This is a genomic window from Rhodococcus sp. NPDC060176 (genome assembly GCF_042728675.1).
GTDB lineage: Bacteria > Actinomycetota > Actinomycetes > Mycobacteriales > Mycobacteriaceae > Rhodococcus_F.
Map to the genome: position 1 here is coordinate 1 of NZ_JBHWYS010000013.1, position 16,952 is coordinate 16,952.

Here is a 16,952-nt window from a genome sequence, read left to right on the forward strand (position 1 = left end):
AACATCATCCGACATGCGAAGTACCAAAAAAATATTTGGCACTGACATTCATCGACACACTGTTGAGTTCTCAAAGAACACGCACACACCATCACTTCAACCAGGTTGAAAGCTCCGGGGCAAGGGTTACAATCTTAGCTTGTTCGCTCTAGGGAAGCAAATTCCCGCTGAGCGTGACTGTCTCCGACTTCGTCCAACCGCGTGTCCCCGGCCTCTCGGTCGGGGTTGGTGTCCGTGTCGCTCTGACTTGGACAAAGTTACGCGAATGAAAACTGAGCGTCAAACGTGCAGGTCGCAGGTGTTCGTCAGGTTAAATCCGCTGGTGGCCCGCCCGCAGGCGGGCCACCAGCGGCCACAGGAGCCTCGCAAGACAACTGTGACCCCACACACGTCAGTTCGGAAGGATTTTCACGCCGGCGAAGTTGCGCTTTCCGCGCCGGACGACCAACCAGCTGCCGTGAAGCAGATCGGATGCGGTGGGCTCCCAGTCGTCGGCCGACACCTTCTGGTTGTTCACCGAAGCGCCGCCCTCTTTCACTGCGCGTCGAGCAGCTCCCTTGCTCTCACACAAACCGCTCGTCACGAGCAGATCGATGATCGTGCGCGGCTCCCCCGGCGCCAATTCGCTGACAGATGCTTCTTTCAGCGCGGCAGCAAGCGTCGACTCGTCGAGTTCCGCCAGCTCCGCCTTGCCGAACAACGCCTGGCTGGCGAGCTCGACAGCACGGGTGTTGTGTTCTCCGTGAACCAAGGTCGTCATCTCCGCGGCGAGTCGCTTCTGCGCTTCTCGCGCATGCGGCCGCTCCGCCGTTGCAGTCTCCAACTCCGCGAGTTCGTCCGCAGTCAAGAAGGTGAACCAGCGCAGGTACTTGATCACGTCGGCGTCGCCAGTGTTCACGAAGTACTGGTACCAGGCGTACGGGCTGGTCATCTCTGGGTCGAGCCACAAACTGCCGCCACCGGTCGATTTTCCGAACTTTTTGCCATCGGCCGAGGTCACCAGCGGAACCGTCATTGCGTGCACGCTCTCACCGTCGACACGACGGTTGAGTTCGACGCCGGCAATGATGTTGCCCCACTGATCGGACCCGCCGACCTGCAACGTGCAGCCGAGATCGCGCCGCAGGTGCAGGTAGTCGTTGGCCTGGAGCAGCATGTAGCTGAACTCGGTGTACGACATTCCGTCCGATTCGAGGCGACGCTTGACGGTGTCGCGCGCGAGCATCACGTTCACGGAGAAGTGTTTGCCCACATCACGCAAGAAATCGATGGCCGACATCTTGCCCGTCCAGTTCATGTTGTTCTCGATGACCGCACTCGTCGGCGAATCGTCGAAATCCACGAATCGTTCGAGCTGACCACGGATGCGACCCGCCCAGTCTGCGACAGTGTCGGCGGAGTTCATCGTCCGTTCCCCGACGTCACGGGGGTCACCGATCAAGCCCGTTGCACCGCCGGCAAGAACGATCGGGCGGTTGCCGGCGCGCTGAAAACGCTTGAGCGCAAGGAGCGGAACCAGGTGGCCTGCGTGCAGACTCGGTCCGGTCGGGTCGAACCCCGCATACAGCGTGACCGGTCCGGCCTCGAGATCTTTACGCAAAGCGTCGAGATCGGTTGATTGGGCGATCAGCCCGCGCCAGGTCAGTTCGTCGAGAATATTCTCAGTCACGGACTCGATCATCCCATCTTCACGAAACGGCCGGTGCTCGCGGGCTTCGGCGATACGCGGACACCGCCGGGGAGTCCGGAATCCAGAAGCGCCACGGGACCTCCGCCGCGGTGCTGACACCCACCCGCGGTCCGCTCACCCATACCTTCGACTCCCCCAATTCGAGCCGAATCCGCGACGCCGGGTCGAACACGTCTGTTCCGTTGTCCCCCAGCGTGATTGCGGCGGAAGCGCCGAGATTACCTGGCCCTCTGGCCCATTGGTGAGACGGCCGATCCGGCGATCTCCGTGCGGACACCACATCGTGGCCGGCTTCGATTTCGGCGGCTCGGAGCAGAACACCGCCCGCGACACCATCCGGGCCGTACGAGATGTTCATGCAAAAGTGCATTCCGTAGCTGCGGTAGACGTACAGACGCCCCGCCCGCCCGAACATCACGCTGTTTCGCGGCGTTTGCCCCCGATATGAATGCGCTGCCGGATCCGGCCAGGGCCCGTCCTTCTCCCCGCCGTAAGCCTCCACCTCGACAATTCTCAGAGAGACCTCATCGACGATCAGGGTCGAGCCGAGAACCGCCAAGCCCGCTTCCAACGGGTTTTTCACATTTACCAAGGTCTCGATACTCACCCTTCGATTGTGCCCACACCGTTGACTCGCCGGTCGGCCGAGTCGCATAATTCAACAAGTGATGAATTATTGAAACGAGGCGCACAGTGACCACAACGCCGGCAATAGACATCCGCGGACTCCGAGTCATTCGCGGCAAACACGAAGTACTCCACTCGCTTGACCTGCAAGTTTCGGCGGGATCGATCACCGGACTGCTCGGACCCTCCGGTTGCGGCAAGACAACCCTCATGCGCGCGATAGTCGGAACGCAGATCGTCGAAAGTGGTGAGGTCAGAGTCCTGGGAGATCGCGCCGGGTCCGTCGGCCTTCGCCGTCGAATCGGGTACGTCACCCAATCCCCCAGTGTGTACGGCGACCTGACGGTCACACGAAATGTTCAGTATTTCGGCGCTCTGTACGGAAAATCCGGCGCAGACGTCGCAGCAGCGATCGACGCCGTCGGATTGAGCCGTTATGCCGACCAGACCGCAGCCGACCTGTCCGGAGGTCAACGCGGTCGAGTTTCGCTGGCATGCGCGCTGGTGGCGTCACCTGATGTGTTGATCCTCGACGAACCGACCGTCGGCCTCGATCCGGTGCTTCGCGTCGAGTTGTGGGAACGATTTGCCGACCTCGCTCGCAGCGGAACCACCCTGTTGGTCTCCAGCCACGTCATGGACGAGGCGGACCACTGCGCAGAACTGATTCTGATGCGCGACGGGTACCTTCTCGCGCAACTCACCCCTGACGAACTGCGCGCGAAAACCAGATGTGAACGGCTCGAGGACGCCTTCCTCGAACTGATTCGGACTTCACCCGTCGGAGGCGAAATATCATGAGCATCAGGATCTTCGGCGCTACGACCGTCCGAATTCTGCTTCAGCTCCGCCAAGATCACCGCACGGTGGCCATGATCTTGCTGGTCCCGTCGTTGCTGATGATTCTGCTCTATTTCCTCTACCAAGACGTCCCGACGCCGCCCGGCCAGGTTTCGCTCTTCCAACGAGTGGCGATCACGATGTTGGGAATCTTGCCGTTCGTCGTCATGTTCCTGGTCACGTCCATCGCGATGCAACGCGAACGCAGTTCAGGCACACTCGAACGCCTGCTCACCACGCCGATGGGCAAACTCGATCTTCTCGCCGGATACGGTGCAGCATTTTCGCTCTCCGCAGCCGCTCAGGCAGCTCTCGCGTGCGCGGTAGCTTTCGGATTTCTCGGGCTCACCATCGCGGGCAGTCTTGCGTGGGTCATCGTCATTGCAGTTCTCGGCGCGATCCTCGGCGTTGCTCTTGGTCTGTTGGCCAGTGCGTTCGCGAAGACCGAATTCCAAGCAGTGCAGTTCATGCCTGTCGTAGTGGTTCCACAGCTCTTCCTCTGCGGCCTCCTGGTACCTCGTGACCAATTGCCGACCTGGCTCGAATGGATCAGCAACGTCCTCCCCTTGAGCTACGCCGTCGACGCGCTTCAACAAGTGTCGATGCATGCCGACGCGACAGGTCAGATGTGGCGTGATCTCGCCGTCATGGCAGGCTTTGCCGCCGCCGCACTATCGCTGGCCGCAGCCACACTCGATCGCCGCACTCCATGACCGACAACAGCACCGCGCCGACGCCAACTCGTTCGGGGCGACGACCGGGCAAGTCGGAGACTCGCGCGCAGATTCTCGATTCGGCGCGACGAGAGTTCTCCCGGAACGGTTTTCGAAGAACTACCGTTCGATCGATAGCCGCGGCCGCTGACGTCGATCCGGCCATGATTCATCACCATTTCGGGAGCAAGGAGCAGTTGTTCACCGCTGCTATCGCGCTACCGATCGATCCAGCACAGGTACTGGGACCGGTTCACACCTCCCCGACCGAAAATCTCGGCGAAAGCCTTCTCCGGGCGGTGATCGGGCTCTGGGAATCGGAACATCAGCCGGCGATTCTGGCGGCTTTTCGATCAGCCATTTCCGGAGACGGATCGCAACTGATTCAGAGCTTTCTGCTCGATATCGTATTGCGTGACATCATTCCGCGGGTGGACACACCACCGGGCACCGGCCTGATCAGAGCAGAATTGGTGGCCTCTCAGATGGCCGGGCTACTGGTCACGCGATACGTGCTCGGACTCGAACCGCTCGCGACGTTGAGCGTCGACGCACTGGTACCGCTGGTAGCTCCGAACCTCCAGCGGTACCTCACCGGTGAGTTGCCGATCTAGCCTTCGGCCCGTGCGAGCAACTTCTCGTGCTCGTCGTCGGCCACATCGCGTGCCTCGTCGATCAACAGAACAGGAATGCCGTTCTCGATCGGATACGCGCGCCGCAAACGGGGGTTGTAGAGCAACTCGTCCCCGACCAGCAGCAGCGGGCCCTTGTCCTGGGGGCAGGCCAGAATGCTGAGCAACGTCGAATCAATAGCCACGTGAGTCCTCTCGAACCGATCAAACAGAATGCCCTCAGGCTACCGTGCTCCGGTGCCCACCCTCGTCGGCATCAACTGCGCGGCAATTGCCTTGGTCAGCCGCTTGTACGACTGCGTCTCGGAATCGAGGAACCAGGTCCGTGGCCCCGGCGCCGGCAGTCCGGCCGCAGCCAAAGCAGTAGAGCTCGGACGGTACGACGAGCCCACCGGGATCTCGTCCACTACGTGCACGATGTCCGGGCGAGCGTCGAAATCGATGCGCGAGAGAGCCTCTGCAAGCTCGGCAGACCGGAACTGCCGCCCCGGACGCCAGGTCACGGCAGCGACCGCCAACTGATGCGGTGCGTCGCCGACGCCGTACGCGACTGCAAGATCTACCCGCGCGACACTCGACAAAGCGTCGACGATCGGCTGGGTGAACACGGGACCGCGGAGGGTGGAAATGACCGTGTTCTTGTGATCGATCAGCCAGTAGTCGCCGTCGCCGTCCCGGCGGAAGAGATTCTCGGTGGGAATCCACGAATCGCCGGCTTGGAAGAGACCTCGCATGGCGCCGCCCGAGAGATCAGCGGTGAATCCCGCGCGCCCGAGCAGCAAGCCGACCTCGTCTTCGGCGCACTCACGGACAAATCCGTTGCCGTTTTCGAGGAGCCGACCACTGAGCGGGTCGTAGGCCGCCAACCGAACCTGCGCGCTCCCCGGCAGCGGGCGACCTTTGGAGCCAACTTTGGAGCCTGCGACGTTGGCGAGAATCACATCGCCTTCGGTCGACGCATAGAACTCGAGCACCTGCGCGGGGTCGAACGCCTCCGTGGTCCGCTTCCACAGACCATGGGGCATTCCCGAACCGATGAACAGGCGGACCGGATGGCTACCGTCGATGAGGAGAAGATCCTCGTCGAGGATCTCGCGCATCATCGACCACGTGTAACTCACGACCGTCACGCCGTAGCGGTGGATTTCTTCGACAAACCTCGCCGGGTTCAGTCCGCGTGAGAGAGCAATCCGGGAACCACCGGCCATTGCGCCACCGATGGTCGCGAGCAAACTCGACGAATGGTGGAGCGGCGCAAGGCAGTACACGGTGTCACCGCGATCGAGATCTGCCGCCGTGGCCGTGCCGAAGGCCGACAATGCCCACCGGTAGTTGGTGATCTGCTTGGCTTCGAGCACACCGCCGGATTCCGCAAAGATGATGAACGCGAGTTCGCGGGCGACACCGGGATCCGGTCGGTACCACCCGGGCAGATTGACCTTCGTCGGATCGATTTGTTCGAGATCGATCACGTCGTGCGACGGATCCACCTCGAGGCCACGGGCATCGCCGCCGCCGAGAACCAGAACAGGCCTACCGGTAACCACTGCGGCATCGACGTTCTCCGGATCGGTGATGATCCGATCGACCGATCCCAGCTTGACCGCAGCCGTGATGTCGGACCCTGGCGGAAGCATGACGGCAACGGCACCGAGTCGCGAGAGAGCCGCGATGGCCGCAAGTGCGCTGGGACGGGTCTCCATCAGAACACCGACATGTGCTGCCGGACGCACTCCCACGGAGATCAAACCGCGTACGACATTGTCGATGCGGGCGTTGACCGCTTCGTAGGTGTGCACGCGATTGTCGAAGAGGAAGCACTCGCCGTTCGGCGCCTTTCGACGCTGCTCCGCAAGCAATTGGCTCAGGGAGATCTTGGTGTGCGGCTGAATCTGGTTGAGCCGCGCCAGACGTGGCAACGCGCGCGCAGCCTCGCCGGACAACTCGAAAGTGCCGCGCAAGGCGCCGGCGGCAAGGTCACTGATTCCCTTGGTGACGCCTGCCCCTACTTCGGCGACCGAGGCGACGGTGTGGATGATCCGATTGCTGATCGACACGCCGGTCTGGTCTTCGAGGTCGGCGCCGTAGACCATGTTCGCGATGCGGTCCGGGAGCGGCCCACCCGTTTCGGTCCACTGCACGAATTCACCGGTTGTCGGCCAGGTGTGATTGGCCGCGGTGGAACCGACAACCAAACCGAAATGACCTGCGCGCAAAGTAGATTCATAGACCTTCGCCCGCGGAGCCGCTTGACTGATACCGCGAACCGCTTGCGGCTGACCGATGTCGTCGACCTCGCCGACAAAGGCCAGGATGGGGCAGGTGATTTCGGCGAGCGAGACCAATTGATCCTTGATGACAAAACCACCGGTCATCATCCTGTTGTGCACGATGAACTGCTTGAGCAGTTCGGCTACCGCAGGCCCCGACCACGCGACCCAACCCTCGGTGGCGAGGAAGCGTCGCTGCTGCTCTCTCGGTAGCAACGCCTCACGGTCGTGCAGTTGAAGCAGGAAGTCGACGCGCATCTTCAGCGACTTCACGGGATCGAGCAACTGGAACCCGGTACGAGCCATCCATCCGGTGACTGCCAGGCGATTGAAGACGTGATCGGCGAGGAAATCCGCACCCTTGGTAGCCAATCCGGCCGGGATGCCGAAAGGCAATGCAGCGAGTGTGTCTACCGGGCTGCCGAAGGTGATGACACTGGCTATGTTTCGGCTGCGTCGGTAGGCAGCAGCCTGATAGGCGAACATTCCACCCTGCGAGTAACCGGAGATGTGAACATCTTTACCGGTGTGACGGCGGATGTGATCGACGATGTCGCTGAGAGCGATGATGTGATCGGCAAGATTGCGATCCCAACCGCCCTCTTCGGAGTCGGGCGAACCGAAATCGACGACCCAAGGGTCAAGGCCCATCTCGTGCAGAATTCCCACAGCGCCCTGGTCGCGGGTCACGTCGTACACGTTCGCCGACATCATCATCGGCGGGATCAGCAAGATCGGTGCGCCGACGGTTTCCGGGTCACTGTCCGGGAAGTAACGCCGTAGCCGATACATCGCTGCGCGTTCGACGATTTCGAACGGCGACGTGGTCGCATCCGTTTCCAACCCACCCAACCGGACGACCTCGAGGCCGTTTTGTGCTGTCGCAACCACCCGACGAATCGGGCCCAGCACAGACTTGGAATTCAATCCCACCATTTCACTCCCAAGTTACTCACCATGTGACGTCAGTCTCATTTTTCCCGCGCGCGACAAGCCTACTGACGACGAATACGCGTACGCGGTCAGGGAGCAAATTCTGCTCCCTGACCGCGTACGACCGAAGGACTACTGCCGAAAAGAGAGGGACGACACTCGCGACCTCGAGGTCAGAGTGTCCATCCCCGCAGCGACTGCGCCACTGCTCGGACTCCGTCCAACTGCTCTGCCACCCGCACCCCCGCGGTGCCGCCCCGTGCATTACGCGAAGAGATGGAACCCTCGACTGTCAGCACCTCACGAACAGCGGGCGTCAGCGCGCTGTCGACGCCGGCCAGTTCCTCGTCCGTGAGATCTTCGAGTCCGACGCCTCGCGCTTCGGCGACACGCACACACGCTCCGGCTGCCTCGTGTGCAACCCGGAACGGCACGCCCTGACGCACCATCCACTCCGCGATGTCGGTGGCCAACGTGAACCCTGCCGGAGCAAGTTCCGCCATACGCTCGGTGTGGAACTCGAGAGTCTGCACCAGACCGGTGATGGCCGGGAGCAACATCTCGAGCTGCGCAACCGAGTCGAAGACCGGTTCCTTGTCCTCTTGCAGATCGCGGTTGTACGCCAGCGGCTGAGCCTTGAGCGTCGCCAACAATCCGGTGAGGTTACCGATCAAACGACCCGACTTACCGCGCGTGAGTTCCGAGACATCCGGATTCTTCTTCTGCGGCATGATCGACGATCCCGTGGACCACGCGTCGGCAAGAGTGATGTAGCCGAACTCCGGTGTGCTCCAGATGATGATCTCTTCCGCCATACGGGAGAGATCGACACCGATCATTGCGAGCACGAACGCTGCCTCGGCTGCGAAATCACGCGAAGCCGTTGCGTCGATCGAGTTCTCGGCCGAGCTGTCGAACTTCAGTTCCGCCGCAATCGCTTCGGGATCGAGTCCGAGTGAGGAACCGGCCAGTGCACCGGAACCGTACGGGGACACCGCAGCTCGCACGTCGAAGTCGCGAAGGCGTTGCACGTCGCGCAACAGTGGATGTGCGTGAGCGAGCAGGTGATGCGCCAACAGGACCGGCTGAGCCGCCTGCAGGTGCGTCTTGCCCGGCATCACGGCATCCGGATGCGCCCCGGCCTGAGTCGCCAATGCGTCGACCACGTCGAGAACTCCGGTGGAGATGCGGCGGACCGCATCGCGAAGCCACATGCGGAACAGCGTGGCCACCTGGTCGTTACGTGAACGACCAGCACGCAGGCGTCCACCGACCTCAGGCCCGACGCGCTCGATCAGACCACGCTCGAGTGCGCCGTGAACGTCCTCGTCCGAATCACTGGGCCCGAAGGCGCCACTGGCGACATCTGCCGCCAGACGGTCGAGACCGTCGAGCATCGTCGCGAGGTCGGCTTCGCTGAGCAGGCCGGCCTTGTTCAGCACACGTGCATGCGCCTGCGACGCCCGCACGTCGTACGGAGCGAGGACCCAGTCGAAGTGAGTCGACTTGCTCAGCGCCGCCATCGCAGCGGCCGGTCCGGACTCGAACCGCCCGCCCCACAGCGCACCTTCGTTGGTGCCGTGTTTTTGGGCGTCTCCGTCACCGTAAGGTTTTTGGGCGTCTCCGTCACCGTGAGCCGTCATGGCTCAGAGTCCCAGATCGCGCTTCGCGGCGACCTTCGACGACAGACCGTGGATCTCGACGAAGCCCTTCGATGCAGACTGGTCGAAGCTGTCGCCCTCGTCGTACGTCGCGAGGTTGAAGTCGTAGAGCGACTCCGGGCTGCGACGGCCGTTGACGGTGATGGCTCCACCGTGCAGGAAGAGACGGATGTCGCCGGTGACGCGTTCCTGCGTCTTGTCGACGAACGTGTCCAGTGCATCCTTGAGGGGCGAGAACCAGAGGCCGTCGTAGACCAGCTCGGACCAACGCTGCTCCATCTGACGCTTGTAGCGACCGAGTTCGCGTTCGAGGGTGACGTGCTCGAGTTCCTGGTGTGCGGTGATGAGAACCATCGCGCCGGGAGCCTCGTAGATCTCACGGCTCTTGATGCCCACGAGACGGTCCTCGACGACGTCGAGGCGGCCGACGCCCTGAGCGCCTGCGCGCTTGTTCAGTTCCTGAATGGCTTCGAGAACCGATACCGGGCGGCCGTCGATGGCGACCGGGCGGCCCTTGTCGAAGCTGATGATGAGCTCGTCGGGTGCATTCCAGTTGACCGTCGGGTCCTGGGTGTAGTCGTAGACGTCCTTCGTCGGCGCGTTCCACAGATCCTCGAGGAATCCGGTCTCGACGGCGCGGCCCCAGACGTTCTGGTCGATCGAGAACGGCGACTTCTTGGAGACGTTGATCGGGATGTTGTTCTCTTCGGCGAAGGCGATGGCCTTCTCGCGGGTCCAGGCGTAGTCGCGGACCGGTGCGATGACCTGCAGGTCGGGTGCGAGGGCGCCGAATCCGACCTCGAAGCGAACTTGGTCGTTGCCCTTACCGGTGCAACCGTGCGAGACGATGGTGCCGCCATGCGAGCGTGCAGCTTCGACGATGTGCTTGACGATCAGCGGACGGCTGATGGCCGAGACGAGCGGGTAGCGGTCCATGTACAGGGCGTTGGCTGCGATGGTCGGCAGGCAGTATTCGTCCGCGAACTCGTCGCGGGCGTCGACGACAACGGATTCGACTGCGCCGCAGTCGATCGCGCGCTGACGCACGACCTCCATGTCCTCGCCACCCTGCCCCAGATCGATGGCGACGGCGACAACTTCAGCGCCCGTCTCCTTACCGATCCAACTGATGGCAACAGAAGTGTCCAGCCCGCCCGAGTAGGCGAGTACGACGCGATCGGCCATGGTTTTTGTGCTCCTTCGGTTGAAAATCTCTATCAAAGAATAAGGGGTCAGGCGAGCGATTCGATCATGGCCGCGAGTTCCGCTCCGGAAAGCGGTTCCCGGGCCACTACGAAGATGGTGTCATCTCCGGCGATCGTGCCTACGATGTCCGGCATCGAGGACCGATCCAGTGCGCTCGCGAGGTAGTGCGCGGCTCCCGGCGGTGTCCGGAGGATCGCCATGTTGCCGCTGAAATCGGTGGAGACCAACAGCTCACCCAACAGCCGGGAGAGGCGGTCGGTACCGCCGGCCACACCGCGTACCGGGTTCCCGTCTTCCGGCACCACGTAAACACCGGCGCCGCCGTCGGCGGCACGCAGTTTCACCGCTCCCAGCTCTTCGAGGTCACGCGAGAGCGTCGCCTGCGTTGCTTCGATGCCCTCGGCACCGAGCAAGGCCGCCAGCTCCGTCTGACTTCGGACGGGGTGAGCCGCCAGAAGCGCGATGATGCGCGACTGGCGACCAGCCCGAGTGGGAGCGACGCTCACGCCGGGTCCAGTTGTGTTCGCTGCTCCAGCAGCCACACGAGCAATGCCTTCTGGGCGTGCAGACGGTTCTCCGCCTCGTCCCAGACCACACTCTGCGGCCCGTCGAGAACCTCGTCGGTGACTTCTTCCCCGCGATGCGCGGGCAGGCAGTGCAGGACGACGGCCTTCGGATCTGCCTTTGCGAGCAGCTCCTTGTTGATCTGGAACGGACGGAAAGGTCCGACCCGATCGAGTCCGTCGTTCTCCTGACCCATCGAGGTCCAGGTGTCGGTGACCAACGCGTCGGCGCCGACGACGCCGGCCTGCGGGTCCTGCGTCAGCGTGATGGTCGCGCCGGTTTCCTCGGCGCGTTTGCGTGCTGCTGCCACTACCCAGTCCGCCGGTTCGAAGCCCGCGGGGCTGGCAATGGTGACGTCGATGCCTGCGGTGACTCCGCCGAGCATCAGTGAGTGAGCCATGTTGTTGGCGCCGTCACCCAGGTAGGTCAGCTTCAGCCCCTTGAGCTCACCCTTCTGCTCGGTCAGCGTTTGCAGATCTGCCAGAACCTGACAGGGGTGAAACTCGTCCGACAATGCGTTGACGATGGGAATGGTTGCGCCCGTTGCCATCTGCTCCAAGCGCTTCTGGCCGAACGTGCGCCACACGACGGCGTCGACGTAGCGGGAGAGAACGCGTCCGGTGTCCGCCAGCGTCTCTTCACGCCCGAGTTGGGTGCTGCGCCCGTCGACGACGACGGCGTGGCCGCCCATCTGTGCGATGCCCATCTCGAACGAGAAACGTGTACGCGTCGAGTTCTTCTCGAAGATGACGCCGACTCCGCGTGGACCCTCGAGTGGACGCCGAGCGAACGGGTCCTTCTTGAGAATCGCAGCGAGTTCCAGAACTTCGGCCTGCTGCGCCGGAGTCAGATCGTCGTCCCTGAGAAAGTGTTTCACCACGGTAGTCACTTCTCCCCCGGCTGGTCAGCCGATAGTGCACTGTCGAAGATGGCAGGTAGTGCTGCCACGAAGGTTTCGGCCTGCTCATCCGTGAGGATCAGCGGCGGCGCCAACCGGATTACTCCGGGTTGCGCTGCATTCACAAGGTACCCGGCTTCGCGGGCTGAATTTTCCACCGCCGGCGCGACGTCCTCGGTCAGCACGACACCCAGCAACAGTCCTGATCCCCGTACGTAGTCGACCAACGGATGGCCCAGATCTTCGATGCCAGTCGAGATCGACTTACCCAAACTGTCCGCGCGCGAGATCAGGTCTTCCGCTGCAATGGTTTTCAGCACGGCAAGTGCAGCCGCGGCGCACACCGGATTTCCACCGAATGTCGTCCCGTGCTTACCCGGCCCGAACAACTCTGCCGTTGCTCCGGTCGCGATGCAGGCGCCGATCGGCATTCCGCCGCCGAGCCCCTTCGCAAGCGTGATGACGTCGGGAACGATGCCGACGGCCTGATGGGCGTAGAACCAGCCCGTCCGGCCGATGCCGGTCTGCACTTCGTCGAGTACGAGAAGCGCACCGCGTTCGGCGGTGATCCGCCGAGCTTCCACGAGGTATCCCTCAGGCGGCACCACGACGCCGCCCTCACCCATGATCGGTTCGAGGAACACAGCGGCGGTGTCGGAATCGACGGCCCGCTCGAGCGCTTCGACGTCGCCGTACGGCACGAACTCGACACCGGCAGGCATCGGTTCGAACGGCGCCCGCTTGGCAGGCTGACCCGTCAGAGCGAGTGCGCCCATCGTGCGACCGTGGAAAGAGCCCTCGGCTGCGATGATCTTCTTCCGGCCGGTGGCGCGAGCGAGCTTGAAGGCAGCCTCGTTCGCCTCGGTACCGGAGTTGCAGAAGAACGCGCGCCCGCTCACGTTGCCGAGATGAGCGAGCAGCTGCTCCGCCAACTCGACGACCGGCTCGCTGGCGTACAGGTTGGACACATGGCCCAGCGTCGACAACTGCGTCGTGACGGCTTCGACGACGGCCGGATGCCCGTGTCCGAGGATGTTGACGGCGATTCCGGCCAGGAAGTCGACGTACTGCTTGCCGTCGGCGTCGGTGAGTACGGCCCCGTCACCGCGGACGAGAGCAACCCGGGGTACGCCGTAATTGTTCATCAGCGAAGCGGACCACCGCTGCTGGAGATCGATCGTGCTCATGAGGTAACTCCCTGCTGGGGACCGGCGACCGAGGAACCCGGCACGACCATCGTGCCGATTCCTTCGCCGGTGAAAAGTTCGAGTAGGACTGAATGTTCGAGCCGGCCGTCGATCACGTGCGCCGACGGCACACCTCCGCGCACCGCGCGAAGGCAGGCCTCCATCTTGGGCACCATGCCGGCATCGAGACTCGGCAACAACTGAGCAAGGGCGTCGGTGTCGATTTCGGTGGCCAGCGAGGATCGGTCCGGCCAATCGGTGTACAGACCTTCGACATCGGTGAGGACAACGAGCTTCTCCGCACCGATTGCCTCGGCCAGTGCCGCAGCAGCAGTATCGGCATTGATGTTGTGGACGACACCGTCGGCGTCGGGGGCGATGGTCGAGACCACCGGAATACGTCCTGCCGCAATGAGATCGAGTACCGCGTCCGGGTTCACGGTGGTGACGTCTCCGACCAGACCGATGTCGGTCTGCTCCCCCTCGACCGCAACAGTGCGTCGAGTAGCGGTGAACAGGTGCGCATCTTCACCGGAGATACCGACCGCATAAGGACCGTGCGCGTTGATCAGGCCGACGAGTTCACGGCCGACCTGACCGAAAAGCACCATCCGCACGACGTCCATCACCTCGGGCGTCGTCACACGGAAGCCACCGCGGAACTCACCCTTCATGCCAAGGCGTGCCAGCATCGCATTGATCTGCGGGCCACCGCCGTGAACGACGACGGGATGGATGCCGACAGTCCGCAGAAACGCCATGTCGGCGGCAAATGCCGTCTTGAGCGTCTCGTCGATCATGGCGTTTCCGCCGTACTTGACCACGACCACCTTGTCGCGGAATCGCTGCAGCCACGGCAGCGCGTCCGCAAGGACATGTGCCTTCTGATGCTCGCTGATGACGGGATACGTCTCGGTCATGACGAGTACGCCGAGTTCTCTTCGACGTAGGCATGCGAGAGGTCCGTGGTGCGAATGCTCACGGACTCGTTGCCGATTCCCAGATCGATGTCGAGTTCGATGTCGATCCCGCTCAGGTCGACCTCACGTGCTCCCGGAGCACCGACGCCGTCGATGCAGACCGGACTTCCGTTGAAGGACACACTGATTCGGTCTGGATCGAGCTCGATGGGAGCGATACCCACTGCTGCGAGGACGCGACCCCAGTTGGGATCGGATCCGAAAAGCGCCGTCTTGACCAGGCTGTCCCGAGCAACGGTCCGGGCGCCGATCAGCGCGTCGGATTCGGACGCTGCGCCGCGAACCGTCACCTTGACCCGCTTGGTGACACCCTCGGCGTCGGCCATCAACTGATCGGCGAGGTCGTCACACACTGCGAATACTGCGGCGTTGAGCTCGTCCTGCGTAGGCGTCACACCGCTGGCACCGGAGGCCAACAGCAGCACTGTGTCGTTGGTGGACGTCGCGCCGTCGACGTCGAGACGATCGAAGCTCAGGTGGGTGGCGGCGCGCAACGCGGTGTCGAGCTGCTCGGCCGTTGCGACGGCATCGGTCGTGACGACGCACAGCATGGTGGCCAGCGCAGGCGCGAGCATGCCTGCGCCCTTGGCCATTCCGCCGACGTTCCACTTGTTCGCGTGGTGCAGCGACGCCTGCTTCGGCACGGTGTCCGTGGTCATGATCGCGTATGCCGCGTCGGTGCCGCCGGAGATTCCGCCGGCAAGTTCGTGCACGACCTCCGTGACACCCGGGATCAGCTTGTCCATGGGCAACCGGTCACCGATGAGTCCGGTGGAACACACGGCGACCTCGATCGCGCCCGTCTCGGTTCCCCAATTGCTCAGTGCCGAAGCAACTTCCTCGGCCGTCTTGTGTGCATCCTGGAATCCACCCGCGCCCGTGCAGGCGTTCGCGCCGCCCGAGTTGAGCACCACCGCGCGCAGCTTGCCCGTCGTCAAGACCTGCTGAGACCACAACACCGGAGCCGCCTTGACCTTGTTCAGGGTGAAGACGCCGGCAGCGGCCAGATCAGGGCCCTCGTTGAGCACCAGTGCGAGGTCCGACTTGCCACTCTTCTTGATACCGGCGGCAATTCCGGCACCGCGGAATCCGGCAGGTGCGGTGACGCCCTGTGTACGGAGCAGACGTCCCCCGGCGACGTGAACCACGTCGGATTCGGTTGGGTTGTCGATCTGCTGCGGATTGTCGGTGCTCACGGAGCTACTCCCACGGTAGAGAGACCTGCGGTCTCGGGTAGGCCAAGGGCAAGGTTCATCGATTGCACAGCGCCACCGGCGGTGCCCTTGGTGAGATTGTCGATTGCCGAGATGACAACGAGCTGACCGGCGTCGGCGTCCACGGTGACACCGATCTGCACGGCATTCGATCCGATCACGGCGCCGGTCTGCGGGAAGACTCCGGCAGGCAGCACATGGATGAACGGCTCGTCGTTGTATGCCTTTTCGTAGACTTCGCGTGCCTGCTCTTCGGTCGCGGTGGTGGCCGCCGTGCAGGTCGCGAGGATACCGCGCGGCATGGGGGCGAGGACCGGAGTGAAAGACACTGTGATGTCCTTGCCGCCTGCTGCCGAGAGATTCTGAATGATCTCAGGGGTGTGGCGATGGACGCCGCCGACGCCGTATGCGCGGACCGAGCCCATGACCTCCGAACCCAGCAGATCAGCCTTCGGTGCCCGGCCGGCGCCCGAAGTGCCACTGACCGCAACCACGTTCACGTGTGAGTCCACGATCCCCGCGGCAACGGCGGGGGCCAGCGCGAGGCTCGCCGCCGTCGGGTAGCAGCCCGGAACGGCGATGCGGGTTGCGCCTACCAACTTCTCGCGGGCGCCGGGCAGTTCAGGAAGCCCGTAGGGCCAAGTGCCGGCATGAGTGCTCTTGTAGTACTTCTCCCAGGCTGCGGAATCTTGCAACCGGAAGTCCGCACCGCAGTCGATGATGACCGTCGATTCGGGTAGCAGCTTGGCGTACTGCGCTGAATTACCGTGCGGGAGACCGAGGAAGACGACGTCGTGGCCCGAGAGAATTTCGACAGTGGTCTCTTCGAGTACCCGCGAAGAGAGTGGGAGCAAGTGGGGGTGATGCTCACCGAGCGTCGAACCGGCGTTGCCACCGGCGGTCAGCGAACCGATCACCAGAGTGCCGTCGGCATAGGAGGGGTGTCCGAGAAGCAGACGCAGAACCTCACCACCGGCGTACCCACTGGCGCCGGCAACGGCGACTCTGATCGGCTTGCGTGTGTTCTCGGTCGTACCACCTTCAGTCATGTCACACAGTATGCATCATTGTGCATCGGAATGCATAATTACTTACCCATGGATCGCCGGATCTCCTCGAGCTTGGCTTTTGCAGCCTTCTGGCGCTCGTCCCACTGCTCGTCGACGGACTTTCCGGCAGGACTTTCGTGTGCCAATTCGGCCGAACCTATGGAGGTACCGAAGCGCCCCTCTATCTTCTCCCGAACGCGGTCGAAAGTGGGGACTCCCCCTTCGGTGTAGTCGGGTTCGGGAATTCTCGGATCGGTCGCAAGTACCACCGGGACGTCGATGATCTCGTCGACCTCCACAACGGTGTCGGGCAGTTCGACTTCTTCGGCGTCGGTGATCTCGTTCTCGTCCTCGACGCGGTTCGGCTCGAGGCTCGCGGCAGCGGTGTCCACCACGGAAAGAAGGACCGACAAGCTCGGACGACGCTCGACCACTGCGCGGACGACCGCGAGGAAGTCCTTGTCGTCGAGTGCATCAGCAGCTTCGAC

Annotated in this window: 16 protein-coding genes; 3 read left to right on the top strand and 13 right to left on the bottom strand. The window is 63.0% G+C overall.

The annotated features are described in order from the left end of the window. Window positions 1-391: 391 nt before the first annotated feature. Together tyrS and ACFWEM_RS31895 are read right to left on the bottom strand one after the other, a co-directional pair. Window positions 392-1,669, bottom strand: coding sequence for a tyrosine--tRNA ligase (gene tyrS, locus ACFWEM_RS31890; protein WP_037131306.1), 1,278 nt, complete (start codon window positions 1,667-1,669; stop codon window positions 392-394). A 19-nt stretch (window positions 1,670-1,688) separates the two neighbouring features. Continuing rightward, window positions 1,689-2,297, bottom strand: a complete 609-nt coding sequence (locus ACFWEM_RS31895; RefSeq protein ID WP_378539681.1) for a DNA-3-methyladenine glycosylase — start codon at window positions 2,295-2,297, stop codon at window positions 1,689-1,691. An 86-nt stretch (window positions 2,298-2,383) separates the two neighbouring features. Between ACFWEM_RS31895 and ACFWEM_RS31900 the strand changes: the two genes are divergently transcribed. From ACFWEM_RS31900 to ACFWEM_RS31910, 3 genes are read left to right on the top strand one after another with little or no spacing between them, the layout of a single operon-like run. Further along, window positions 2,384-3,118 carry an ABC transporter ATP-binding protein gene (locus tag ACFWEM_RS31900; RefSeq protein ID WP_378539682.1) on the top strand — a complete coding sequence of 245 codons (735 nt, stop codon included), beginning with the start codon at window positions 2,384-2,386 and terminating at the stop codon, window positions 3,116-3,118. Continuing rightward, a complete protein-coding gene (locus ACFWEM_RS31905; protein WP_003944033.1) occupies window positions 3,115-3,870 on the top strand; it encodes an ABC transporter permease in 756 nt (251 codons plus the stop codon). The genes ACFWEM_RS31900 and ACFWEM_RS31905 overlap by 4 nt, the downstream gene beginning before the upstream one ends. Continuing rightward, window positions 3,867-4,484: a TetR family transcriptional regulator gene (locus tag ACFWEM_RS31910; RefSeq protein ID WP_378539683.1), complete on the top strand. Its 618-nt coding sequence runs from the start codon at window positions 3,867-3,869 to the stop codon at window positions 4,482-4,484. The genes ACFWEM_RS31905 and ACFWEM_RS31910 overlap by 4 nt, the downstream gene beginning before the upstream one ends. Here ACFWEM_RS31910 and ACFWEM_RS31915 read toward each other — a convergent pair. The 11 genes from ACFWEM_RS31915 to ACFWEM_RS31965 all read right to left on the bottom strand — a co-directional run bounded on the left by ACFWEM_RS31915 (window position 4,481) and on the right by ACFWEM_RS31965 (window position 16,802). Beyond that, complete coding sequence (locus ACFWEM_RS31915) at window positions 4,481-4,687, bottom strand: Trm112 family protein (RefSeq protein WP_003944045.1); 207 nt, start codon at window positions 4,685-4,687, stop codon at window positions 4,481-4,483. The two genes, ACFWEM_RS31910 and ACFWEM_RS31915, sit on opposite strands and share 4 nt — an antisense overlap. Window positions 4,688-4,726: 39 nt before the next feature. Further along, window positions 4,727-7,708: an acyl-CoA synthetase gene (locus ACFWEM_RS31920; RefSeq protein WP_378539684.1), complete on the bottom strand. Its 2,982-nt coding sequence runs from the start codon at window positions 7,706-7,708 to the stop codon at window positions 4,727-4,729. Between the two features lie 170 nt (window positions 7,709-7,878). Next, window positions 7,879-9,348 (bottom strand): argininosuccinate lyase, encoded by a 1,470-nt coding sequence (argH, locus tag ACFWEM_RS31925; RefSeq protein WP_378539685.1) that lies wholly within the window; start codon window positions 9,346-9,348, stop codon window positions 7,879-7,881. Window positions 9,349-9,351: 3 nt separating this feature from the next. Further along, on the bottom strand, window positions 9,352-10,551 hold the full coding sequence (locus tag ACFWEM_RS31930) for an argininosuccinate synthase (protein ID WP_003944066.1): 1,200 nt from the start codon (window positions 10,549-10,551) through the stop codon (window positions 9,352-9,354). Window positions 10,552-10,598: 47 nt separating this feature from the next. Continuing rightward, window positions 10,599-11,078, bottom strand: coding sequence for an arginine repressor (locus ACFWEM_RS31935; RefSeq protein WP_007736224.1), 480 nt, complete (start codon window positions 11,076-11,078; stop codon window positions 10,599-10,601). Continuing rightward, window positions 11,075-12,025, bottom strand: a complete 951-nt coding sequence (gene argF, locus ACFWEM_RS31940; RefSeq protein WP_378539686.1) for an ornithine carbamoyltransferase — start codon at window positions 12,023-12,025, stop codon at window positions 11,075-11,077. Before argF ends, ACFWEM_RS31935 begins: the two co-directional genes overlap by 4 nt. Further along, the gene (locus tag ACFWEM_RS31945; RefSeq protein WP_378539687.1) at window positions 12,022-13,221 is read right to left on the bottom strand and encodes an acetylornithine transaminase; all 1,200 of its coding nucleotides are present in this window, start codon (window positions 13,219-13,221) and stop codon (window positions 12,022-12,024) included. Before ACFWEM_RS31945 ends, argF begins: the two co-directional genes overlap by 4 nt. Then, entirely contained in the window at window positions 13,218-14,141 is a 924-nt protein-coding gene (gene argB, locus ACFWEM_RS31950) for an acetylglutamate kinase (protein WP_317553961.1), read from the bottom strand. The genes ACFWEM_RS31945 and argB overlap by 4 nt, the downstream gene beginning before the upstream one ends. Continuing rightward, complete coding sequence (gene argJ, locus ACFWEM_RS31955; protein ID WP_317828995.1) at window positions 14,138-15,349, bottom strand: bifunctional glutamate N-acetyltransferase/amino-acid acetyltransferase ArgJ; 1,212 nt, start codon at window positions 15,347-15,349, stop codon at window positions 14,138-14,140. The genes argB and argJ overlap by 4 nt, the downstream gene beginning before the upstream one ends. Window positions 15,350-15,393: 44 nt before the next feature. Continuing rightward, window positions 15,394-16,464 (bottom strand): N-acetyl-gamma-glutamyl-phosphate reductase, encoded by a 1,071-nt coding sequence (gene argC / locus ACFWEM_RS31960; protein ID WP_378539688.1) that lies wholly within the window; start codon window positions 16,462-16,464, stop codon window positions 15,394-15,396. 38 nt (window positions 16,465-16,502) lie between these two features. Continuing rightward, complete coding sequence (locus ACFWEM_RS31965; protein ID WP_378539749.1) at window positions 16,503-16,802, bottom strand: PspA domain-containing protein; 300 nt, start codon at window positions 16,800-16,802, stop codon at window positions 16,503-16,505. Window positions 16,803-16,952: the final 150 nt, after the last annotated feature.